The sequence below is a fragment of the Streptomyces sp. genome, from assembly GCF_019510245.1.
Lineage (GTDB): Bacteria > Actinomycetota > Actinomycetes > Streptomycetales > Streptomycetaceae > Streptomyces.
Genome location: NZ_JAEKKT010000121.1, coordinates 37,904 through 60,325 on the forward strand (window position 1 = coordinate 37,904; position 22,422 = coordinate 60,325).

The following is a 22,422-nucleotide window of genomic DNA, read 5'->3' on the forward strand; positions in this document are numbered from 1 at the left end:
GCTTGGCACGGTGCCCGGATTCACCGGACGCGCGGGTAAGGTCTGCGGCTGTGAGTGGTAGTTCCGCAGCTCTTCAGCCTCCTGCCGGTGCCCGGAAACCGGAGCGGCACCCCGACGCGCCCGCGCCCGGTGAGCTCGTCGGTGCACACTACGAACAGTGTTTCGGGTGTGGCCACGAGCAGTCCCACGGCCTGCACCTGGAGGTACGGGCCGGTGAGGGAGTCTCCCTCACCGCCGAGTTCACCGTGCGCCCCGCCCATCAGGGCGCCCCGGGCCTCGCGCACGGCGGGGTGCTCGCCACCGCCCTGGACGAGACGCTGGGTTCGCTCAACTGGCTGCTGCGGAAGATCGCCGTGACGGGACGGCTGGAGACCGACTTCGTGCGGCCCGTGCCCGTGGGCACCACGCTCCACCTGGAGGCGGAGGTGGTCGCCGTCGCGGGCCGGAAGATCTACTCGACCGCCACCGGCCGCGTGAACGGCCCGGAGGGACCCGTCGCGGTCCGCGCCGACGCCCTCTTCGTCGAGGTACCCGTCGAGCACTTCGTCGAGCACGGCCGCGAGGAAGAGATCCAGGCCGCGATGGAGGACCCGGACCAGGCCCGGCGCACCCGCGCCTTCGAGGTGAATCCGTGAACCCTGCAGAACTCCCGACCCCGGCCCGCACGGCGGGTCCGCTCGGCGTCCTCGTCCGCCGCGTCGACCCCGACGTACCGCTTCCGGCGTACGAGCACCCGGGTGACGCGGGAGCCGACCTGCGCACCACCGAGGCGTGCGAGCTGGAGCCCGGGGAACGGGCCGTACTGCCCACGGGCGTGTCGATCGCCCTCCCGGAGGGGTACGCGGCCTTCGTGCACCCTCGTTCGGGGCTCGCCGCCCGGTGCGGTGTGGCCCTCGTGAATGCCCCGGGGACGATTGATGCCGGGTACCGTGGGGAGATCAAGGTGATCGTGGTGAATCTCGACCCGCGCGAGGCGGTGCGGTTCGAGCGCTTCGACCGGATCGCCCAACTGGTCGTCCAGCAGGTCGAGAGGGTCCGCTTCCACGAGGTGGCGGAACTTCCCGGCTCGGCGCGGGCCGAGGGGGGCTTCGGGTCCACCGGCGGTCATGCCGCGGTGGGCGACGTGAGCGGCACAAGCGGTCAGGCCGCCGAGGGCGGTCGGACGGGTGGGAATCGATACGCTTCGGTCGTATCCGACCGGGAAGGACAGTGACGTGTTCGGACGTCGCAAGAAGAAGGGTGCCGCCGAGGACGCGGCCGGCGAGGCCGAGCAGGTCGTCGACAGCGTCGACACCGAGGCGGACGAGGAAGAAGAGGGCGAGCGCGAGCGCGTTCGTCTGGAGCCGGAGCCCCGGCCCGACGGGCCGTGGGACGACACCGAGGTGCGCGAGCCCGGCGAGGGCCGGGTGGACCTGGGCGGTCTGTTCGTGCCGGGCGTGGACGGCATGGAGCTCCGGGTCGAGGTCGCGGGCGACGCGATCGTCGCGGCGACCGTCGTGCTGCGCGACAGCGCCATCCAGCTGCAGGCCTTCGCCGCCCCCAAGCGCGAGGGCATCTGGGGCGAGGTCCGCGAGGAGATCGCGACCGGCATCACCCAGCAGGGCGGCATCGTCGACGAGGTCGAGGGGCCGCTGGGCTGGGAGCTGCGCGCCCAGGTGCCGGTGCAGCTGCCGGACGGCACGGGCGGCTTCCAGGTGGTGCGGTTCGTCGGTGTGGACGGTCCCCGCTGGTTCCTGCGTGGTGTGATCTCTGGGCAGGGCGCGGTGCAGCCGCAGGCGGCCGGTCTCCTCGAGCAGATCTTCCGGGACACCGTCGTGGTCCGCGGCGAGGGCCCGATGGCGCCCCGCGACCCGATCGTCCTGAAGCTGCCCAACGATGCCCAGATGGTCCCCGAGGGCGTCCAGCAGGAGGAGTCCTCGCGCTTCTCCGGCGGCATGGGCCAGCTCCAGCGCGGACCGGAGATCACCGAGGTCCGCTAGGCGCTCCGCCGAGAGCCGTTCGAGAGCCGCGCCCTTCGGGGTGCGGCTCTTCTGCGTGCGCGACCCCTTGACGGCGAATTGGTCCGTACCTACGGTCACGGCTCAACGCGCCGTTCATAAAGGCGCCTCGCGTTCACTTACATGAACGAAAGGCCTTCAGGTATGCGCAGAACCGGACTCCTCGCAGCCGTCGCCGCCCTCCTCGCCGGAGCCCTCTCCTGGCCGGCCCAGGCCGCCCCCAGCACCTTCGTCCACCCCGGGGTCACCGTCTCCAGGAGCCAGCTGGACTTCGCCCGCACGGAGGTACTGGCCGGCGCCCAGCCCTGGAAGGCGGCCTACGACCAGATGATGGCGAGCAAGTACGCCGACCTGAACCGCACGCCGACCCCGTGGGCGACCGTCGAGTGCGGCTCGTACTCGAACCCGAATCACGGCTGTACCGACGAGCGCGAGGACGCGATCGCCGCCTACACCGACGCCCTCGCCTGGTACATCACCAAGGACGCCCGCTACGCCCAGAAGGCCATCCAGATCATGGACGCCTGGTCGGCCACCATCACCGGCCACACCAACAGCAACGCGCCGCTGCAGAGCGGCTGGGCGGGCTCCTCCTGGCCCAAGGCCGCCGAGATCATCAGGTACACGTACACCGGCACCTGGGCGAACGAGGCCCGCTTCGCCACCATGCTGCGCAACGTCTACCTCCCCACCGTCATCAAGGGCTCCAACTCCAACGGCAACTGGGAGCTGTCGATGACGGAGGCCGCCGTCGGCATCTCCGTCTTCCTGGAGGACAGGGCGTCGTACGACACGGCCATGGCGAGGTTCCGCACCCGCACCGCCGCCTACGTCTACCTGGCCTCCGACGGGTCGGTGCCGAAGACCGTGCCCAGCCAGAACCTGGACACCACCGCCAAGATCGTCTCCTACTGGCAGGGCCAGTCCACCTTCGTCACCGGCCTCACCCAGGAGACCTGCCGGGACTTCACGCACACCGGCTACGGCATCTCCGCGATCTCGCACGTCGCCGAGACCAGCCGGATCCAGGGTCAGGACCTGTACGGCACCGACGTCGGCGAGCGGCTGCGGCAGGCCCTCGGCTTCCAGGCCAAGTACCAGCTGGGCGCCGCCGTCCCCGGCTGGCTCTGCGGCGGCTCCCTGAACCTGGGGCTCGGACCCGTCACCGAGGTCGGCTACAACGCCCTCCACAACCGCCTCGGCATCGCCATGACCAACACCGAGACGCTCACCCGGAACAACCGCCCCGCCGGCACCAACAACCTCTTCGTGGCCTGGGAGACGCTCACCCACGGCGACAACCCCGAGTGAGCGGCCCGCACGGGCGTCGGAGCCCCGCACCGGCGCCCATCAGGGTTGCGTCAAAGATGCCCGCTGCCGGGGCCCCTGCACCATTCGCCGGGATTGTTGGCCGTAGGGTCGACGCTGCGTTGGCGGCAGTTGCAGGAAGACAATAGGACCATGGCACGCGGCAGGCTTCGGATCTATCTCGGTGCGGCACCGGGCGTCGGTAAGACCTACGCCATGCTCTCCGAGGCGCACCGGCGGGTGGAGCGGGGCACCGACTGCGTGGTCGCCTTCGTCGAGCACCACGACCGGCCGCGCACCGAGGTGATGCTGCACGGCCTGGAGCAGATCCGGCGCACCGAGCTGGAGTACCGGGGCGCCGTGTTCACCGAGATGGACGTGGACGCCGTGCTGCACCGGGCGCCCGCCGTCGCCCTCGTGGACGAACTCGCCCACACCAACATCCCCGGCTCCCGCAACGCCAAGCGCTGGCAGGACGTGGAAGAGCTGCTGGCGGCCGGGATCGACGTGATCTCGACCGTCAACATCCAGCACCTCGAATCGCTCGGCGACGTCGTCGAGTCCATCACCGGCGTGCGCCAGCGTGAGACGGTGCCCGACGAGGTGGTACGGCGCGCGGACCAGATCGAGCTGGTCGACATGTCGCCCCAGGCGCTGCGCCGGCGCATGGCGCACGGCAACATCTACCAGTCGGACAAGGTCGACGCGGCCCTGTCCAACTACTTCCGGCCGGGCAACCTCACCGCCCTGCGCGAGCTGGCGCTGCTGTGGGTGGCCGACCGGGTCGACGAGTACCTGAAGCAGTACCGGAGCGAGCACCAGGTCTCGGCGATCTGGGGCTCACGGGAGCGGATCGTCGTCGGGCTCACCGGCGGACCGGAGGGGCGCACGCTGATCCGGCGGGCCGCCCGGCTCGCCGAGAAGGGCGCCGGCGGCGAGGTGCTCGCCGTCTACATCTCCCGCAGCGACGGCCTGACCTCGGCCTCCCCGAAGGAACTCGCGGTCCAGCGCACCCTGGTCGAGGAACTCGGCGGCACCTTCCACCAGGTCGTCGGCGAGGACATACCCGCGGCCCTGCTCGACTTCGCGCGCGGCGTCAACGCCACCCAGATCGTGCTCGGTTCCTCGCGCCGGAAGGCCTGGCAGTACGTCCTCGGACCCGGCGTCGGGGCCACCGTCGCCCGCGAGTCCGGGCCGGACCTGGACGTCCACATCGTCACCCACGGCGAGGCCGGCAAGGGGCGCGGGCTGCCGGTGGCCCGGGGCGCCCGGCTCGGACGGGGCAGGATCATCGCCGGCTGGCTGGTCGGCCTGGTCGGCCCGGCCGTCATGGCGGTGCTGCTCAACACCGTCGACCTCGGCCTCGCCAACGACATGCTGCTCTTCCTGACCCTCACGGTCGCGGCCGCGCTGCTCGGCGGGCTCTTCCCGGCGCTGGCCTCGGCGGCCTTCGGGTCGCTGCTGCTGAACTACTTCTACACCCCGCCCCTGCACCGGCTGACCATCGCCGACCCGAAGAACATCGTGGCCATCGTGATCTTCTTCGGGGTCGCGCTGTCCGTCGCCTCGGTCGTGGACCTCGCGGCCCGCCGCACCCACCAGGCGGCCCGGCTGCGCGCCGAGTCGGAGATCCTCTCCTTCCTCGCCGGCAACGTGCTGCGCGGCGAGACCAGCCTGGAGGAACTGCTCGAACGGGTCCGGGAGACCTTCGGCATGGAGTCCGCCGCCCTCCTGGAGCGGGCGAGCGACGTCGAGCCGTGGAGCTGCGCCGGGCGCGCCGGTTTCGGGCCCGCCCTGGAGCGGCCCGAGGACGGCGACGTCGACATGCCGATAGGCGACCACATGGCCCTCGCGCTGACCGGCCGGGTGCTGCCCGCCGAGGACCGCCGGGTGCTGGCCGCCTTCGCCGCCCAGGCCGTCGTCGCCCTGGACCGCAGGCGCCTCCAGGAGGAGGCCGAGCAGGCCCGCGCGCTCGCCGAGGGCAACCGGATCCGCACGGCGCTGCTGGCCGCCGTCAGCCACGATCTGCGCACCCCCCTGGCCGGCATCAAGGCGGCGGTCACCTCGCTGCGCTCGGACGACGTGGACTGGTCCGAGGAAGACCGGGCGGAGCTGCTGGAGGGCATCGAGGAGGGCGCCGACCGGCTGGACCACCTCGTCGGCAACCTGCTCGACATGTCCCGGCTGCAGACCGGCACCGTCACCCCGATCGTCCGGGAGACCGACCTCGACGAGGTGGTCCCGATGGCGCTGGTCGGCGTACCGGACGGCGCCGTGGACCTCGACGTCCCCGAGACCCTGCCGATGGTCGAGGCCGACGCCGGGCTCCTCGAGCGGTCGGTGGCCAACCTGGTGGAGAACGCCGTCAAGTACAGCCCGTCCGACCGGCCCGTGCTGGTCTCCGCCAGCGCCATCGCGGACCGGGTGGAGGTGCGGATCGTGGACCGCGGGCCCGGCGTGCCCGACGAGGCCAAGGAACGCATATTCGAGCCCTTCCAGCGTTACGGTGACGCTCCGCGCGGCGCCGGGGTCGGACTCGGGCTCGCGGTCGCCCGGGGCTTCGCGGAGGCGATGGGCGGCACCCTGAACGCCGAGGACACGCCCGGCGGCGGGCTCACCATGGTCCTCAGCCTCCGCGCGGCAGGATCGGTCGCCGAAGCGGCGCAGGCCGTGGCAGAACCCCTGGCAGAACCGGAAAGGCAGGCCTCATGACCCGTGTGCTCGTGGTCGACGACGAGCCGCAGATCGTGCGCGCCCTCGTGATCAACCTCAAGGCGCGCAAGTACGAGGTCGACGCGGCCCCCGACGGCCGCACCGCCCTCGAACTGGCCGCCTCCCGCCACCCCGACGTGGTCGTCCTCGACCTCGGCCTGCCCGACATGGACGGCGTCGAGGTGATCAAGGGGCTGCGCGGCTGGACCCGGGTGCCGATCCTGGTCCTCTCCGCCCGGCACTCCTCCGACGAGAAGGTCGAGGCGCTCGACGCGGGTGCCGACGACTACGTCACCAAGCCCTTCGGCATGGACGAGTTGCTGGCCCGGCTGCGGGCTGCCGTACGGCGGGCCGAGCCCGTCACCGGGGGCGGCGAGGACGACGTCCTGGTGGAGACCGAGGGGTTCACCGTCGACCTGGCCGCGAAGAAGGTCAACCGGGCGGGCCGGGACGTCCGGCTCACCCCGACCGAGTGGCACCTCCTCGAGGTGCTGGTCCGCAACACCGGGCGCCTGGTCAGCCAGAAGCAGCTGCTGCAGGAGGTGTGGGGGCCGTCGTACGGGACGGAGACCAACTACCTGCGCGTGTACATGGCCCAGCTGCGCCGGAAGCTGGAGGCGGATCCCTCGCACCCGAAGCACTTCATCACGGAGCCCGGGATGGGGTACCGGTTCGAGCGCTGAGGCGGTTCGACAAGTGAGGCGGGTCGCGAAGTGAGCTGGACTACGGCGGTGTCGGTGTGCCCCGGTAGGCTTCAGACATGAGTGCTGTTCCTCGTTCCGAGAAGCCGGCCGGCCGGTTCCGGCGCATGCTCGACCGGCTCTCCTCGTCCCAGGAGGACCTGGAGTCGGAGGAGCTGCGCGAGGACGCCGACACCGCGGGCTGTACCCGGATCGGCGACTGCCACGACCGGCAGATCGTCACGGTAACTGGTACCTTGCGCACGGTCACCCTGCGGCCGCGTGCCGGAGTCCCGGCCCTGGAGGCCGAGCTGTTCGACGGCTCCGCCGCGCTGGACGTGGTGTGGCTCGGCAGGCGTTCCATCGTCGGGATAGAACCGGGACGCAGGCTCATCGCATCGGGCCGGATCTCGCTGAGCCGGGGCCGCCGGGTGCTGTTCAATCCCAAGTACGAACTGAGACCCCTCGGTAGGGAGTAGCCGGTGACGTCGCTCGACAAGCCGACCGAAGACACACAGGCGGAGGACGCCCGGGCGGAGGACGCGCGGGCGGTGACCGAGGCCGCGCTCTTCGAGGCGTTCGGCGGTGTCCGGGGCATGGTCGAGACGGTCCTGCCCGGCCTGCTCTTCGTCACGATCTTCACCATCAACAAGGACCTGCACTGGTCGGCGATCGCCGCCCTCGCGGTCTCCGTGGTGCTGGTCGTGGTCCGCCTCGCCATGCGGGACACCGTCAAGCACGCCTTCAGCGGGGTCTTCGGCGTCGCCTTCGGTGTCGTCTTCGCGATGATGACGGGCAACGCGAAGGACTTCTACCTCCCCGGCATGCTCTACACGCTGGGCCTGGCGCTGGCGTACATCGTCACGACCCTGTGCGGGGTCCCGCTGATCGGCCTGATCCTCGGCCCGGTCTTCAAGGAGAACCTCTCCTGGCGCACCCGCAACCCCGGCCGCAAGAAGGCGTATGCCAAGGCCAGCTGGGCGTGGGGCCTGATCCTGCTCGCCAAGTGCGCGATCCTCTTCCCGCTCTACTGGTGGGCCAACACCGCGCAGCTCGGCTGGGTGCTCGTCGCGCTGAAGATCCCGCCGTTCCTGCTCGCGGTCTGGCTCACCTGGGTCTTCCTGGCGAAGGCACCGGCGCCGATCGACGTGTTCGCGGAGATGGAGGCGGCCGAGAAGGCCGAGGAGGAGCGCAAGGCGGCGCTCGCCGCGGAGAACGGCGGGGCGGCGCCGGCCGCGGAGAGCGGCGAGGCCGCCGGCGGACGCCACCGCAAGTAGGCACGGACGAGAGAAGGGCGCCCTCCGCAGCGGAGGGCGCCCTTCTCCTTGCCTGCGTCAGTCTTCTTCCCGCCGTACCGACAGCAGGTCCTCCAGCTGCTCCTCACGGGCCTGGGCCGCCACGAACAGCAGCTCGTCGCCCGCTTCCAGGGAGTCCTCCTTGGACGGGGTGAGGACCCGGGTGCCGCGGATGATCGTGACCAGCGAGGTGTCCTCGGGCCACTCCACGTCGCCGACCTGGGTGCCGGCCAGGGCCGACTCCTCGGGCAGCGTCAGCTCCACCAGGTTCGCGTCGCCGTGGCTGAAGCGCAGCAGACGGACCAGGTCGCCGACCGACACCGCCTCCTCCACCAGGGCCGACATCAGGCGCGGCGTCGAGACGGCGACGTCCACGCCCCAGGCCTCGTTGAACAGCCACTCGTTCTTCGGGTTGTTGACCCGGGCGACGACGCGCGGAACGCCGTACTCCGTCTTCGCGAGCAGCGAGACGACCAGGTTCACCTTGTCGTCGCCGGTCGCGGCGATCACGACGTTGCAGCGCTGCAGCGCCGCCTCGTCGAGGGAGGTGATCTCACAGGCGTCGGCGAGCAGCCACTCCGCCTGCGGGACCCGCTCCACCGAGATGGCGGTAGGAGCCTTGTCGATCAGCAGGACCTCGTGGCCGTTCTCCAGCAGCTCGCCCGCGATGGAGCGGCCGACGGCACCGGCCCCGGCAATGGCGACCCTCATCAGTGACCGCCCTCCTCTTCCGGACCCCCGGCGAAGGCGGCCTCGACCTTGTCGACGTCGTCCGTCCGCATCATCACGTGCACCAGGTCGCCCTCCTGGAGGACCGTCTGCGAGGTGGGCAGCATCGCCTCGCCGAGCCGGGTCAGGAACGCGACCCGGACCCCGGTCTCCTCCTGGAGCCTGCTGATCTTATGACCGACCCACTTCGGGGAGGCGTGCACCTCGGCGAGCTGGACCCCGCCGGTGGGGTCGCGCCACAGCGGCTCGGCGCCCGAGGGCAGCAGCCGGCGCAGCATCTGGTCGGCGGTCCAGCGGACCGTGGCGACGGTCGGGATGCCGAGGCGCTGGTAGACCTCGGCGCGCCGGGGGTCGTAGATCCGGGCCGCCACGTTCTCCACGCCGAACATCTCGCGGGCGACCCGCGCGGAGATGATGTTCGAGTTGTCACCGCTGGAGACGGCGGCGAAGGCGCCGGCCTCCTCGATGCCCGCCTCGCGCAGGGTGTCCTGGTCGAAGCCGACTCCGGTGACCCGGCGGCCGCCGAAGCCCGGGCCCAGCCTGCGGAAGGCGGTGGGGTCCTGGTCGATCACGGCGACCGTGTGCCCCTGTTGCTCCAGGGTCTGGGCGAGAGCGGAACCCACTCTCCCGCAGCCCATGATGACGATGTGCACGACCGTCCTTCCGGTGTTCAAAAGTTACTGCTCAGCCACATCAGGTTCTCAGACCGAGGCCCAAGCTACACACGCACCGTCCCGGGCGGGCACCCCCGTGCCGCGCTCATCGCCGAGTGATGCTGCGCACGCTCCACGCGGTGAGGATTCCGAGGCCGACAAGGGCGACCGTGGCACCGATCAGCTCTGCGGTCGCGGGCATGGGACCTCCGAAGTGCGAAGACAGGCGGGGTCTGCCATCTAGGCACGGATCGGGCGTAGGCTGCGGAATCCGCAGTTCCAGCCGTCACCTTTTTCACTCGGGAGGCAGATCCCGCACTGCGGCTGGAGACCTGGCAGCTGGAAGGCCTACGATCCTCTCTCGTGTCCAAACTGACCGACGTGCCCAAACGGATCCTGATCGGGCGCGCTCTGCGCAGTGACCGGCTGGGCGAAACGCTCCTGCCGAAGCGCATCGCACTCCCCGTCTTCGCATCCGACCCGCTGTCCTCCGTCGCCTACGCGCCGGGGGAGGTCCTGCTGGTCCTGTCCATCGCGGGCGTGTCGGCATACCACTTCAGCCCCTGGATCGCCGTCGCGGTCGTCGTGCTGATGTTCACGGTGGTCGCCTCCTACCGGCAGAACGTGCACGCCTACCCGAGCGGCGGCGGCGACTACGAGGTCGCCACCACGAACCTCGGCTCCAAGGCGGGCCTGACCGTCGCGAGCGCGCTGCTCGTCGACTACGTCCTGACCGTCGCCGTCTCCATCGCCTCCGGCATCGAGAACCTCGGCTCCGCGGTCCCCTTCGTCGTCGAGCACAAGGTGTTCTGCGCGGTCACCGTGATCGTGCTGCTCACGCTGATGAACCTGCGCGGCGTGAAGGAGTCCGGCAAGCTCTTCGCGATCCCGACGTACGTGTTCGTCGGCGGCGTCTTCATCATGATCGCCTGGGGTGCGTTCCGGGGGCTGGTTCTCGGGGACACGATGAGGGCCCCGACCGCGGACTACCACATCAAGGCCGAGCACCAGGGCCTGGCGGGCTTCGCCCTGGTCTTCCTCCTGCTGCGTGCCTTCTCCTCCGGCTGCGCCGCGCTCACCGGTGTCGAGGCGATCTCCAACGGCGTCCCGGCGTTCCGCAAGCCGAAGTCGAAGAACGCGGCGACCACGCTGGCCATGATGGGCCTGCTGGCCGTCACGATGTTCTGCGGCATCATCGCGCTCGCCGCCGTCACCAAGGTCCGGATGGCCGAGAACCCGGCCACCGACCTGATCCACAACGGCGTCGCGATCGGCTCCGGCTACGTCCAGAACCCGGTGATCTCCCAGGTCGCCGAGGCGGTCTTCGGCAAGGGCAGCTTCCTGTTCATCGTGCTCGCCGCCGCCACCGCCCTCGTCCTCTTCCTGGCCGCGAACACCGCGTACAACGGCTTCCCCCTCCTCGGCTCGATCCTCGCCCAGGACCGCTACCTGCCGCGCCAGCTGCACACCCGCGGCGACCGCCTCGCCTTCTCCAACGGCATCGTCCTGCTCGCCGGCGCGGCCGCCCTGCTCACGGTGATCTACGGCGCCGACTCGACCCGCTTGATCCAGCTGTACATCGTCGGCGTGTTCGTCTCCTTCACGCTCAGCCAGACCGGCATGGTCCGGCACTGGAACCGCCACCTGGCGGTGGAGAAGGACCCGGCCAAGCGCAGCCACATGATCCGCTCCCGCGCGATCAACGCGTTCGGCGCCTTCTTCACCGGCCTGGTGCTGGTCGTCGTCCTGGTCACGAAGTTCACCCACGGCGCCTGGGTGGCACTGCTCGGCATGTGCATCTTCTACGCCACGATGACCGCGATCCGTAAGCACTACGACCGCGTCTCCGAGGAGATCTCGGCCCCCGAGGAGCCCGACGACGACCTGGTCCGCCCCTCCCGGGTCCACTCGGTCGTCCTCATCTCCAAGATCCACCGCCCCACCCTGCGCGCCCTGGCCTACGCCAAGCTGATGCGCTCGGACACCCTGGAGGCGCTCACCGTCAACGTCGACCCGGCCGAGACGAAGGCGCTGCGCGAGGAGTGGGAGCGGCGGGGCATAGACGTACCCCTGAAGGTCCTCGACTCGCCGTACCGCGAGATCACCCGGCCGATCATCGAGTACGTCAAGGGCCTGCGCGCCCAGTCCCCGCGGGACGCGGTCTCCGTGATCATCCCGGAGTACGTCGTCGGCCGCTGGTACGAGCACATCCTGCACAACCAGAGCGCGCTGCGGCTGAAGGGCCGGCTGCTGTTCACGCCCGGCGTGATGGTGACCTCCGTGCCCTACCAGCTGGCGTCCTCCGAGGCGGCCAAGATCCGGGCTCGCAGGCGCCAGGAGTGGAACGCACCGGGTGCGGTACGGCGCGGTCCGGCCGAGCACCGGCCCAAGGAGCACAGCGGGGGCTGAGCGGGATGGGGGAGTGCCGGCGACCCCGTAGACTGGTGGGCTGTCGTCGGCCCTCGCCAGGGCCGTTTCCCTCCCCCTTGATCTGGAGTCACCCCGCCATGCAGGCAGAACCGAAGAAATCGCTGGTGGGGACGGAGTACGAGGTCGAGGTCGGCCCGGTCGCGCACGGCGGGCACTGCATCGCCAGGACCGCCGAGGGCCAGGTGCTGTTCGTCCGGCACGCGCTGCCCGGCGAGCGGGTCGTCGCCAAGGTGACCGAGGGCGAGGAGGGCGCCCGCTTCCTGCGCGCCGACGCGGTCGAGATCCTCGACGCGTCCAAGGACCGGGTCGAGGCCCCCTGCCCCTACGCCGGCCCCGGCCGCTGCGGCGGCTGCGACTGGCAGCACGCCAAGCCGGGCGCCCAGCGCCGTCTCAAGGGCGACGTGATCGCCGAACAGCTCCAGCGGCTCGCGGGCCTCACGCCCGAGGACGTCGGCTGGGACGGCACGGTGATGCCCGCCGAGGGCGACAAGCTGCCGGCGGGCGAGGTGCCGCAGTGGCGGACCCGGGTGCAGTACGCCGTCGACGCGGACGGCAACGCGGGACTGCGCCGGCACCGCTCCCACGAGGTGGAGCCGATCGAGCACTGCATGATCGCGGCGCCGGGCGTCAGCGAGCTGGGCATCGAGGAGCGCGACTGGTCGGGCATGGTCTCGATCGAGGCGATCGCCGCGACGGGCTCCCAGGACCGCATGGTCATCCTGGAGCCGCGCCCCGGCGCCCGCCTTCCCCTGGTCGAGCTCGACAGGCCGGTCTCGGTCATGCGGGTCGACGAGCACGACGGCGGCATCCACCGCGTCCACGGCCGCGCCTTCGTCCGCGAACGCGCCGACGGCCGCACCCACCGGGTCGGCAGCGGTGGCTTCTGGCAGGTCCACCCGAAGGCGGCGGACACCCTGGTCACCGCCGTCATGCAGGGCCTCCTCCCGCGCAAGGGCGAGATGGCGCTGGACCTCTACTGCGGCGTCGGCCTCTTCGCCGGCGCCCTCGCCGACCGCCTCGGCGAGAAGGGCGCGGTCCTCGGCATCGAGTCCGGCAAGCGTGCGGTCGAGGACGCCCGCCACAACCTCGCCGACTTCCCGCGGGTCCGCATCGAGCAGGGCAAGGTCGAGTCGGTCCTCCCGCGCACCGGCATCACCGAGGTCGACCTCATCGTCCTCGACCCGCCCCGCGCGGGCGCCGGCCGCAGGACGGTGGAACACCTGGCATCCCTGGGCGCCCGCCGCATCGCCTACGTGGCCTGCGACCCGGCAGCACTCGCCCGCGACCTGGCGTACTTCCGGGACGGGGGGTACCGGGTGCGGATGCTGCGGGCGTTCGATCTGTTTCCGATGACCCACCACGTTGAGTGTGTCGCGATCCTTGAACCGGCCGCGAAGGGCTCCTGACCTGCGGGCTCTTGTAGATTCCTCAGGCGCGGCCGGTGCGCTCGATCTGTTTCCCGGAATGCATGACGTGAACCACGTCCGATGTGCGCCTGAGCGTCACTGACCTGCTGTTTTGCGAGCACTACGGGGACGGCGGCTGTGCCTCGTTCGGTGCAGGCCAGCACGGCGGCAGGTTGTCTTGACGCTCGGACGACGCTCGCTCTGATGGTCTGTCAGAGCAGTGTCGACCGCGCTCGGTCCGGTGGGCCGCCCGTCCCATGCGGTCCACCACCCTGACGAGCGCGGCCGGGGGCTCGCGGCCCGTCTGGCGGCCACGGCGACTGGGAGCGTCCAGTGCCCGGCTGTCGCGCATGGCGATCGACAACCGGGCAATGCGCCAGGGATGACACGCGTAGGAATCGTCCTCCTGGCTCTCGTGGCCGCTCTCGGGGCTTTGGCCGCGGCGCTCAGGATCTCGCCCTATTGGTGGTTCGCCGCCGTTCCGCTCCTTTTCACGGGGGTGCTGGGCGCTTGGGACCTGGTGCAGTGGCGGCACTCGGTGCTGCGTAACTATCCCGTCCTCGGCCATGCCCGCTACCTCCTGGAGCGCGTACGCCCGGAGCTGCAGCAATACTTCATCGAGCGGAACTATGACGGGCGCCCGTTCGACCGGGATGTGCGCAGCATCGTCTACGAGCGCGCCAAGGGCACCGACGCAGAGGAGCCGTACGGCACCGAGCGGGACGTGTACCAGCCCGGTTACGAGTTCCTCGTCCCGTCGATGGCGCCGTGCCCGGTGCCGAAGGATCCGCCGCGCGTGAGGATCGGCGGACCGGACTGCAGCCGTCCGTACGACATGGCACTGCTGAACGTCTCGGCGATGAGTTTCGGCTCGCTCTCCGCCAACGCGGTCCTCGCGCTCAACGGGGGTGCTGCGGCCGGGGGTTTCGCCCAGGACACCGGTGAGGGCGGGCTGTCCGAGTATCACCTCCGTCCGGGAGGCGACCTCGTTTGGGAGATCGGTACAGGGTACTTCGGCTGCCGTACCGAAGAAGGCGGTTTCGACGCGGCCGAGTTCGCCGACAAGGCCGCACACGAGCACGTCAGGTGTGTGTCCCTGAAACTGTCGCAGGGTGCGAAGCCCGGCATCGGCGGTGTTCTGCCGGGAGCCAAGGTGAACGCCGAGATCGCCCGGGTCCGCGACGTGCCCGAGGGGCGGACGGTCGTCTCCCCGCCGTACCACCGGGTGTTCTCCACCCCGCGCGAACTCGTGCGCTTCATCGCTCGCATGCGCGGGTTGTCCGGTGGCAAGCCTGCCGGGTTCAAGCTGTGTGTGGGCTCCCGCCGGCAGTTCCTGGCCGTGTGCAAGGCCATGCTGGAGGAGGGCACTGCGCCTGATTTCATCGTGGTGGACGGCTCCGAGGGTGGGACCGGTGCGGCGCCGCTGGAGTTCGCGGACCATGTGGGCACCCCGCTCACCGAGGGTTTGCACACCGTTCACAACGCCCTCGTGGGCGTGGGCCTGCGCGATCGGATCAAGATCGGGGCGAGCGGCAAGATCGCCACCGGCACTGACCTGGTCAAACGCATGGTGCAGGGCGCCGACTACGGCAACGCTGCGCGGGCGATGATGTTCGCCGTCGGGTGCATCCAAGCGCAGAGGTGCCATACCAACACCTGCCCCACGGGTGTCACGACCCAGGACCCACGGCGTGCCCGCGCCCTCGACGTAGGCGACAAGACGACGCGCGTCCAGCGCTTCCAGGAAGCGACCGTGGCCAGCGCGTTGCAGATCATGGCGTCCATGGGTGTCACCGATCCCGCGGAACTGCGTCCGCACATGCTCCGCCGGCGCGTCGACCCCTGCACCGAACGCTCCTTCGAGGAGCTGTACGAGTGGCTTGCGCCAGGGCAGCTGCTCGCCGAGCCGCCCGCCTCCTGGGCGGCCGACTGGCAGGCCGCCGACCCCGACCGTTTCACCGTGTGACCTGGAGGACTACGTGACCCGTACTGTTGCCCGCGTCATCGTGGACGCGTTGAGCGAGCTCGGCGTGCGCCAGGTGTTCGGCGTCGTGGGAGACGCGCTCAATCCCCTGACCGACGCCATCCGCACCACCGAGGGCCTGGAATGGGTGGGCTGCCGGCACGAGGAGGCGGCGGCTTTCGCCGCGAGCGCCCAGTCGCAGCTCACCGGCACCCTCGGCGTGTGCATGGGCACGGTCGGACCCGGTTCCGTCCACCTCCTCAACGGGCTGTACGACGCGGCCAAGAGCCACGCTCCGGTCCTGGCCATCGCCGGCCAGGTGCCGCTCGCCGAACTCGGCAGCGACTACTTCCAGGAGGTGGACAACGACGCCCTCTTCAGGGATGTGGCCGTGTTCCGCGCGACCATCACCTCTCCCGACCAGCTTCCGCAGATGCTGGAGACGGCGGTGCGTCACGCACTGGGCCGCAGAGGCGTCGCCGTTCTCACGGTGCCGGGTGACCTGGGCGAGCGGGAACTGACCGCCGACCGGCCGGCCCGGTTCTCCCTGAACGCCCCGGTGAGCCGGCCGGACGGGTCGGCCGTCCACCGTGCCGCGGAACTCCTCGACCGCTCCGAACGGGTCACCCTGCTCGTCGGTGAGGGCGCCCGCGCCGCTCGCGAGGACGTCCTCACCCTCGCCGACCGCCTGGCCGCACCGATGGTGCTCACCCTGAAGGCCAAGGCGGGCTTCGAAGGCGACGACAACCCCTTCCAGGTCGGCCAGACGGGGCTGATCGGCAACCCCGCCGCCGCTGCGGCCCTCCAAGACGCGGACACCCTGCTGCTGCTCGGCACGGACTTCCCCTACCGGGACTGGTATCCCGAGGGCCGGACCGTGATCCAGGTGGACACCGAGGCCACCCATATCGGACGCCGGGTACCGGTCGATGTCGGGCTCGTGGGAGACACCGGCGCCACCGTACGCGACCTCCTGGACGACCTCGCCGCCGTGCCCGCCGGGTTCGAAGGCGCACGTGACCGCTCGCACCTGGAGAGGGCGCGTGAACGCTTCGACCAGTGGCGCACCGGTCAGGCGCGGCTCGCCGATCCGTCGCACGACAAAGGCGTGGTGGGCCGTATCCGCTCCGCGCTGGACAACCGCGCCCATGACATCCGCCCTGAGGCGCTGGCCGCGGCCGTCGACCGGATCGCGGCCGATGACGCCGTCTTCACCTCTGACACGGGCATGGCCACCGTGTGGCTCTCGCGCTTCGTCGAGATGCGCGGCGAGCGGCGCCTCATCGGCTCCTACAACCTCGGCTCGATGGCCAACGCCATGCCCCAGGCCCTGGGCGCCCAGTGCCTGGACCGCGAGCGCCAGGTCGTGGCCTTCTGCGGCGACGGCGGACTGAGCATGCTCCTTGGCGACCTCATGACCCTGAAGACGTACCGCCTTCCCGTCAAGCTCGTCGTCTTCGACAACCGCCGGCTGGGCATGGTGAAACTCGAACAGGAGCAGTCCGGCCTGCCCGAGTTCGGCACCGTGCTCGACAACCCCGACTTCGCCGCCGTAGCCGAAGCCATGGGCATCACCGGCATCCGTGTGACCGACCCGGCCGAGGTGGAGGGCGCCGTGCGACGCGCCTTCGGCAGTCCGGGCCCGGTCCTGCTGGACGTCCTCACCAACCCCGACGAGATCGCCGTCCCGGCCAAGCCGACCGTCGAGCAGGGCTGGGGTTTCGCGGTCGCCAAGGTGAAGGAAATCGTACGCAGTCATGGAGAGCCCGGCGGGGACTGACAACAGTTCGAGGAATGCCGGTCGGCGGACGGGGTAGGCGCGTGCCTACCGGACATGGACCGGCGAGGACGAGGCTGATCGACTGAGAGGCGCCATGATGCCGACGACTACCGTGCTGACCGCCGAGCAGACGGTGGATGTGCCGGAGATCACGGTCCCCTCCAAGGTCGCGCCGAAGGACGCGCGGGAGCTGTCGAAGCCGTTCTTCGACCGGCTGGCCGTCCTGGAGGAGGGAACGCCCGAGTATCAGTACGCGCGCAACACGCTGATCGAGATGAACATGTCGCTGGTCCGGTTCGCGGCCGGCCGGTTCCGCAGCCGCGGGCCGGAGGAGATGGAGGACATCGTCCAGGTCGGCATGATCGGTCTGATCAAGGCGATCGACCGCTTCGAGCTGACCCGCGAGGTCGAGTTCACCTCCTTCGCCGTGCCGTACATCGTCGGCGAGATCAAGCGGTTCTTCCGCGATACCTCCTGGGCCGTACATGTCCCGCGCCGGCTCCAGGAGGCCCGCGTCCAACTCGCCCGCGCCAACGAGGAACTGCGCAGCCGGCTGGGCCGGACACCGACCACCAGAGAGCTTTCCGAGCTGATGAGCCTTACGGAGGACGAGGTCGTGGAGGCCCAACTGGCCTCCAACGGCTACAAGTCGGCCTCCCTGGACGCGGCGATCAACGGCAGTGAGGACGGCGAGGCCGCGCTGGCGGACTTCATCGGCGACGAGGACGCCGCCCTCGGCCTGATCGAGGACTTCCACGCCCTGGCCCCGATGATCGCCGAGCTCGACGAACGCGACCGCAAGATCATCCACTGGCGGTTCGTGGAGGAACTCACCCAGGCCCAGATCGGTGAACGTCTCGGTGTCTCCCAGATGCACGTCTCCCGGCTGATCTCCCGTCTCCTGGCCCGCCTGCGCGAAGGCATGCTCAGCACCGTCTGACGCTCGCGGGCCCGGCAGCCGGACGGCAGCCGGGCGTCCTGCGGAGCGGGGGAGAGGTCGGATGTGGTGCCTCGCTTTTGTGAGGTCCTGCCGATCGGGCGAGCCCCGGGGCCGCGTGGTGCGGTCCGCCTCCGCACTCGCCGCGATCGGGTGCGGGCCGATGACAGATACGGCGCTCCGAGCACCGTTCCCACCCCGAGACGCGGCGCACCGCGCGAGGCGGACCGCAGCAAGCGGCCGGCGGGCAGACACCGCCACAGGTCAACCGGGCGGCCTGCTCACGGTTCGTGCGGTGTCGGCGCGTGCGTGCCGAACTGAGCGAACCGGCCGAAGGGAAGACTGCGGGCGGTACCGCCGCAGGTACTGGAAGACCGGCTCATTCCCCGTGCACGGGCTTCGCCGGCTCTGCGTTGAACTGAGCGCCGACCAGCAGGGGCAGGTCGGACAGCCATAGCCGGACCAGGAAGACAGTTCTACCGCCAATTGCCTGCGTGTTCGGCCCTCGGCGATCTGTCGAAAGGGGCCTTCCCGGAGTCACGCCGGGCAGGCCCCTTTCGAATTCTCGGTGGAGAATGCAGGTTTAGTGCTTGAACGCGTCCTTCGCCTTTTCCTTGGCCTCACGGGCATCACCCGTGCTCTTCTCAGCCTGCCCCTCAGCGGCCATACGGTCGTTTCCGATGGCGCTTCCCACGGCTTCCTTGGCCTTGCCCTCGGCCTGCTCGCTCTTTGCCTTGGCCTTTTCGCCGGCAGTCATGGAAGAGTACCTCCTGATAGCTCGTGTGCCGCTGTCGCGGTAACCCGCTTGTGCCCCGGCGTTCCTTTCACAAACAAAGCGTAGTCGGTGAATGGCCACAGAATTGCAGGGCAGACGAGAGTGCAGGAGGTTGATAAACATGGTTCCCCTGCTGCTTGTTCTGCTTCTTGCGCTGCTCCTCTTTGGTGCCGGCTTCGCCGTCAAGATCCTCTGGTGGGTCGCCGTCGCCGTCCTGGTGCTGTGGCTTCTCGGCTTCGTCATGCGCTCCACCACCGCCGGTGGTGGCCGAGGTCGTTGGTACCGATGGTGATCTGACCCGCAGCGCGCCTTCATCACGGGGTCCGGCCGATATGACGGCCGGGCCCCGTGCGCATGCCGGACGTGGGGGGACCTGGTACGCAAGAGGCCATAAAGCCCATAAGTGTCCCAAACAGCAGCAGGTAGGCGTGTTGCAGTCGAGGGCGGGACACGCACGCGCGAGGGAATCCGCGCGACCTCCTGCCGTGTCCCCGCCCCCGGCCTTACCGGCGGCCGTGCGCCCAGCCGGGCTGCGGCGGCGGAGGGTTTGCATGTCCTGCCAGCCGATGCTTGCGGAGCCGCGCACGCCCTGCACCACCGACGAGCCGGCCTACGGGTGTTCCGTGAAACGGTCGCGGTCATCGAAGAGTTCGTCATGACACTCGGCCCAGTCCTGCGCGAACGCGGCGGCGATGCCGTCCATGGCCGGGCCGCGCACCTGGACGTGGGTGTCGCGCCACTCGGCAGGGTTGCGGGCATTGCCGGTCCATTCCTCCGACCCCCTGGGCCTGACGGCCGTCGCGCCGCCCCTGCCGATGCCCGAGTACACCGTCAGCTCGATCTGGCATGCCACTGTGCCGACGACCCCGCTCACGTCTGGCTCCGCCACCTGGTCGCTGGGCGTGCTGTGCGGCCGTAGACACGGGCCCGAAGGGCACCCCGGCCGTTGCCTGGCCGAAATTCGTGCGAAACACACCCTCCCTAAGGTCACCCGCACGTCGGTCATGGCTGCAACGGCCGACGGGTGACCGGCAGTCCGGCGCTAACCAGCCACCTTTCACCGCGTTTTGAGGAGGAAGGATGGCTGTGCAGCCTCCTGCCGACACGCGCGCCCCAGAAGCCGCCGCGCACCCCGTCGACGTACGACCGCCCCTGCACCGCATGGTGCCGCTGAGCCTCCAGCATGTGCTCGTCGCTTACTCGGGCCTGGCCACCATGCCGCTGCTCGTGGGCGTCGCGCTGGATCTGCCGGACGACCGGATCCGGCTGCTGATCAGCGCGAACCTTCTGGTCAGCGGTCTGGCGACGCTGCTACAGACACTCGGTTTCAAGTGGTTCGGGGCGCGGTTGCCGATCGTGATGGGGTCGACGTTCACCGCGATCACGCCGGCCGTGCTCATCGGCCAGGACTACGGCATGGCCGCAGTGTTCGGGGCGACCATCGTCGCCGGGCTCGTGACGGTGGCGGTCGCACCATGGTTCGGGCGGATCCTGCATCTGTTTCCGCCGCTCGTCACCGGCTCGGTCATCGCGGTCATCGGGTTCTCCCTGGTGCCGTCGGCGGCCGGGCTCATCACCGGAAGCGGGAATGAGGACGGCAGCGGCGCGCGAGGGCTCGCCGTCGCCGCCGTCACCGTCGCTCTCGTCGTCCTCGTCGAACGGCTGGCGCCACCCGCCATGGCCCGCTTCTCCGTGCTGGTCGCGATGGCCGCTGGAGCGCTTCTGGCCGTACCCCTGGGCCTGTTCGACGGTTCGGCCGTCGGTGAGGCGCAGGCCCTGTCGGTGCCGGATCCGACCGCGTTCGGGGCGCCCACGTTCGTCGTGCCGGCGATCGTCGCCCTGCTCGTCGTGCAGGTGGTCAACATGGTCGAGTCGGTGGGCGACACCCTGGCCGTGGGACAGATCGTGGAGCGCGGCGACGACCCGGGAACCGTGGTGAGGGCATTGCGCGCCGATGGGGCGGCCACCGTGGTCTCCGGCGGTTTCGGGTCCTTCCCGATCGTGACGTTCGGGCAGTCCGTCGGTCTGTTGAGCGTGACACGGGTGATGAGCCGCCATGTCGTGGCACTGTCCGGCGCGTTGATGGTGCTGCTCGCCTTCGTTCCCGTGCTCGGGGCGGCGGTTGCGGCGGTACCGGGACCTGTGCTCGGCGGGGTGTCACTCGTGACGTTCGGCACCGTCGGCGCGGTCGGGCTGCGGATCCTGAGCCGCGCCGACCTCTCCGACGGGCGCAATCTGCTGACGGCGGCACTCGCGTTCGGCCTTGGCATGATCCCGGTCGGCGCGCCCGACTTCTACGCGCCGCTGCCGTCGTACCTGCGCACCGTCCTGGACAGCGGCATCGCGGTGACCGGGATCGTCGCCTTCACGCTGAATCTGCTGTTCCACCACACGAGCCGCACTCGTCGCGTCCTTCGTGGCAAGGAGCAGTCCTGATGTACATCGACACGATCACCGACGTCTGTGTGTGGAGCGGCGGGCGATGGCTGGACGCGCGGGACGTGCACGTGGCGGACGGGCGGGTGACGGCAGTCGTCGGGGCCCGCGAACTGCCTCGTGGACAGCGGGTATTGGCGGCGGCGGGCGGGCATCTGATCCCGGGTCTCGTCAACACGCATACCCACCTCCACCAGGCGCGCATGCGCGGCATCGGCGAAGGCGAGCCGCTGTTGTCCTGGCTGCGAACCGTCGGCGAGGAGACCGTCGCGCTCACTCCCGAGCGCGCCTACGCAGCGGCCGCCGCCGCGGCGACGGAAGCCCTGCGCAGCGGCACCACCACCCTGGTGGACCACATGTGGCCGAACCCGTCCGCCGAGATCCACGACGCGGTGCTGCGCGCCCTTCATGACTCGGGGATCCGCGCGGTGCTGTGCCGCGGCGTGGCCGACCGGGCGGACCCGTCCCGCAAGTGGGGCTTCGACCCACGTCTCATGCAGCAGCTGGACAGCGCCCTCGCTCACACCGACGAGTTGGTGGACGCCACGGCGGGCAGCCGCGTCTCGGTGGGGCTCGCCGTGCCCAATCCGCGCAGTCTCACTCCTGCGGGAATGCGGCAGGTACGGGCGTACACCGAAGAGCGGGACCTGCCGGTGTCGATCCACCTTCTGGAGACGGCGACGGACGACCTGATGTGCCGGGAACACACCGGTCGAGGAGCCGTGGAATACCTGGAGACGGCCGGATTCCTGTGGGAGCGGCTGCTCGCCGTGCACTGTGTGGAGCTGGACGCGGCGGGCCGTGCGGCGCTCGCCCGGCACGGAGTCGGCGTCTCCTACAACCCGCTCAGCAATATGCGGCTGGGCAGCGGCATCGCCCCCGTGATCTCCATGCGGGAAGCGGGACTTCGGGTAGGGCTCGGGGTGGACGGGGCCGCCAGCAACGACACCCAGGACATTCTGGAGGCCATGCGGATCGGGGCGTATCTGCAGCGTGCCGCGCATCGGCAAGCCGATCTGCTCGGTTTCCCGGAGATGCTGGCCATCGCCGCCGGGGGCGCCAACGAGGTGCTCGGTCTCGATTCCCGGGCGGACGGTGTGGTGCCCGGTGCCAGGGCCGACCTCGTGCTGCACCGATTCGAGCGGGACTACGCGTGCCTTCCGGTGCGCGATCCGGGCGCCACGCTGCTGACCTGCGCGAGCAGCCGGACCGTGGACACGGTCCTGGTGGCGGGCGAGGCAGTGGTGCGGGACGGGCGCAGCGCGCGCCTTTCCGAGACGTTCCTGGTGGACCTGTTGTCGCGATAGCGGCCACCCTCTGG

Annotated in this window: 19 protein-coding genes and 1 pseudogene; 16 read left to right on the top strand and 4 right to left on the bottom strand. The window is 70.3% G+C overall.

Annotation, left to right across the window (positions count from 1 at the left end; genetic code table 11):
• Positions 1-50 precede the first annotated feature (50 nt).
• The 8 genes from JF597_RS11560 (at position 51) to JF597_RS11595 (ending at position 7,974) form a co-directional block, all read left to right on the top strand.
• Positions 51-635 carry a PaaI family thioesterase gene (locus JF597_RS11560; protein ID WP_293992724.1) on the top strand — a complete coding sequence of 195 codons (585 nt, stop codon included), beginning with the start codon at positions 51-53 and terminating at the stop codon, positions 633-635.
• Positions 632-1,213 carry a dUTP diphosphatase gene (dut, locus tag JF597_RS11565; RefSeq protein ID WP_293992726.1) on the top strand — a complete coding sequence of 194 codons (582 nt, stop codon included), beginning with the start codon at positions 632-634 and terminating at the stop codon, positions 1,211-1,213. The genes JF597_RS11560 and dut overlap by 4 nt, the downstream gene beginning before the upstream one ends.
• A 1-nt stretch (position 1,214) precedes the next feature.
• Entirely contained in the window at positions 1,215-1,979 is a 765-nt protein-coding gene (locus tag JF597_RS11570) for a DUF3710 domain-containing protein (RefSeq protein ID WP_293992729.1), read from the top strand.
• 162 nt (positions 1,980-2,141) lie between these two features.
• Positions 2,142-3,308, top strand: coding sequence for an alginate lyase family protein (locus JF597_RS11575; RefSeq protein ID WP_293992731.1), 1,167 nt, complete (start codon positions 2,142-2,144; stop codon positions 3,306-3,308).
• A 150-nt stretch (positions 3,309-3,458) separates the two neighbouring features.
• A complete protein-coding gene (locus JF597_RS11580; RefSeq protein WP_293992733.1) occupies positions 3,459-6,017 on the top strand; it encodes a sensor histidine kinase KdpD in 2,559 nt (852 codons plus the stop codon).
• Positions 6,014-6,700, top strand: coding sequence for a response regulator (locus JF597_RS11585; protein ID WP_093498626.1), 687 nt, complete (start codon positions 6,014-6,016; stop codon positions 6,698-6,700). The genes JF597_RS11580 and JF597_RS11585 overlap by 4 nt, the downstream gene beginning before the upstream one ends.
• A 77-nt stretch (positions 6,701-6,777) precedes the next feature.
• Entirely contained in the window at positions 6,778-7,176 is a 399-nt protein-coding gene (locus JF597_RS11590; RefSeq protein WP_293992734.1) for an OB-fold nucleic acid binding domain-containing protein, read from the top strand.
• A 3-nt stretch (positions 7,177-7,179) separates the two neighbouring features.
• On the top strand, positions 7,180-7,974 hold the full coding sequence (locus JF597_RS11595) for a DUF3159 domain-containing protein (RefSeq protein WP_293992735.1): 795 nt from the start codon (positions 7,180-7,182) through the stop codon (positions 7,972-7,974).
• 57 nt (positions 7,975-8,031) lie between these two features.
• On the opposite strand, the gene JF597_RS11600 is transcribed toward JF597_RS11595, so the two are convergent.
• Positions 8,032-8,703 carry a TrkA family potassium uptake protein gene (locus JF597_RS11600; RefSeq protein ID WP_293992736.1) on the bottom strand — a complete coding sequence of 224 codons (672 nt, stop codon included), beginning with the start codon at positions 8,701-8,703 and terminating at the stop codon, positions 8,032-8,034.
• The gene (locus tag JF597_RS11605; RefSeq protein WP_293992737.1) at positions 8,703-9,374 is read right to left on the bottom strand and encodes a TrkA family potassium uptake protein; all 672 of its coding nucleotides are present in this window, start codon (positions 9,372-9,374) and stop codon (positions 8,703-8,705) included. The genes JF597_RS11600 and JF597_RS11605 overlap by 1 nt, the downstream gene beginning before the upstream one ends.
• 363 nt (positions 9,375-9,737) lie before the next feature.
• Between JF597_RS11605 and JF597_RS11610 the strand changes: the two genes are divergently transcribed.
• The 5 genes from JF597_RS11610 (at position 9,738) to JF597_RS11630 (ending at position 17,893) form a co-directional block, all read left to right on the top strand.
• Positions 9,738-11,783 carry an APC family permease gene (locus tag JF597_RS11610; protein WP_293992738.1) on the top strand — a complete coding sequence of 682 codons (2,046 nt, stop codon included), beginning with the start codon at positions 9,738-9,740 and terminating at the stop codon, positions 11,781-11,783.
• A 98-nt stretch (positions 11,784-11,881) separates the two neighbouring features.
• The gene (locus JF597_RS11615) at positions 11,882-13,210 is read left to right on the top strand and encodes a TRAM domain-containing protein (RefSeq protein ID WP_293992739.1); all 1,329 of its coding nucleotides are present in this window, start codon (positions 11,882-11,884) and stop codon (positions 13,208-13,210) included.
• Positions 13,211-13,592: 382 nt separating this feature from the next.
• Entirely contained in the window at positions 13,593-15,176 is a 1,584-nt protein-coding gene (locus JF597_RS11620) for an FMN-binding glutamate synthase family protein (RefSeq protein WP_293992740.1), read from the top strand.
• 13 nt (positions 15,177-15,189) lie between these two features.
• Positions 15,190-16,953, top strand: a complete 1,764-nt coding sequence (locus tag JF597_RS11625) for a thiamine pyrophosphate-dependent enzyme (RefSeq protein ID WP_293992741.1) — start codon at positions 15,190-15,192, stop codon at positions 16,951-16,953.
• A gap of 94 nt (positions 16,954-17,047) precedes the next feature.
• Complete coding sequence (locus JF597_RS11630) at positions 17,048-17,893, top strand: RNA polymerase sigma factor SigF (RefSeq protein ID WP_293992742.1); 846 nt, start codon at positions 17,048-17,050, stop codon at positions 17,891-17,893.
• Positions 17,894-18,473: 580 nt separating this feature from the next.
• On the opposite strand, the gene JF597_RS11635 is transcribed toward JF597_RS11630, so the two are convergent.
• Positions 18,474-18,647 carry a CsbD family protein gene (locus tag JF597_RS11635; RefSeq protein WP_079133780.1) on the bottom strand — a complete coding sequence of 58 codons (174 nt, stop codon included), beginning with the start codon at positions 18,645-18,647 and terminating at the stop codon, positions 18,474-18,476.
• Positions 18,648-18,786: 139 nt separating this feature from the next.
• Here JF597_RS11635 and JF597_RS11640 point away from each other — a divergent pair, with 139 nt between their 5' ends.
• Positions 18,787-18,957: a hydrophobic protein gene (locus tag JF597_RS11640; RefSeq protein WP_293992743.1), complete on the top strand. Its 171-nt coding sequence runs from the start codon at positions 18,787-18,789 to the stop codon at positions 18,955-18,957.
• Positions 18,958-19,206: 249 nt separating this feature from the next.
• Here the strand turns inward: JF597_RS11640 and JF597_RS11645 are convergent.
• Positions 19,207-19,440: pseudogene (locus JF597_RS11645) on the bottom strand (cardiolipin synthase B); the annotation flags it as partial.
• Between the two features lie 305 nt (positions 19,441-19,745).
• On the opposite strand from JF597_RS11645, the gene JF597_RS11650 reads away from it, so the two are divergent.
• Both JF597_RS11650 and JF597_RS11655 read left to right on the top strand, forming a co-directional pair.
• The gene (locus JF597_RS11650; RefSeq protein ID WP_293992744.1) at positions 19,746-21,101 is read left to right on the top strand and encodes a nucleobase:cation symporter-2 family protein; all 1,356 of its coding nucleotides are present in this window, start codon (positions 19,746-19,748) and stop codon (positions 21,099-21,101) included.
• The gene (locus tag JF597_RS11655; RefSeq protein WP_293992745.1) at positions 21,101-22,408 is read left to right on the top strand and encodes an amidohydrolase family protein; all 1,308 of its coding nucleotides are present in this window, start codon (positions 21,101-21,103) and stop codon (positions 22,406-22,408) included. Before JF597_RS11650 ends, JF597_RS11655 begins: the two co-directional genes overlap by 1 nt.
• The last annotated feature ends 14 nt before the right edge of the window (positions 22,409-22,422 follow it).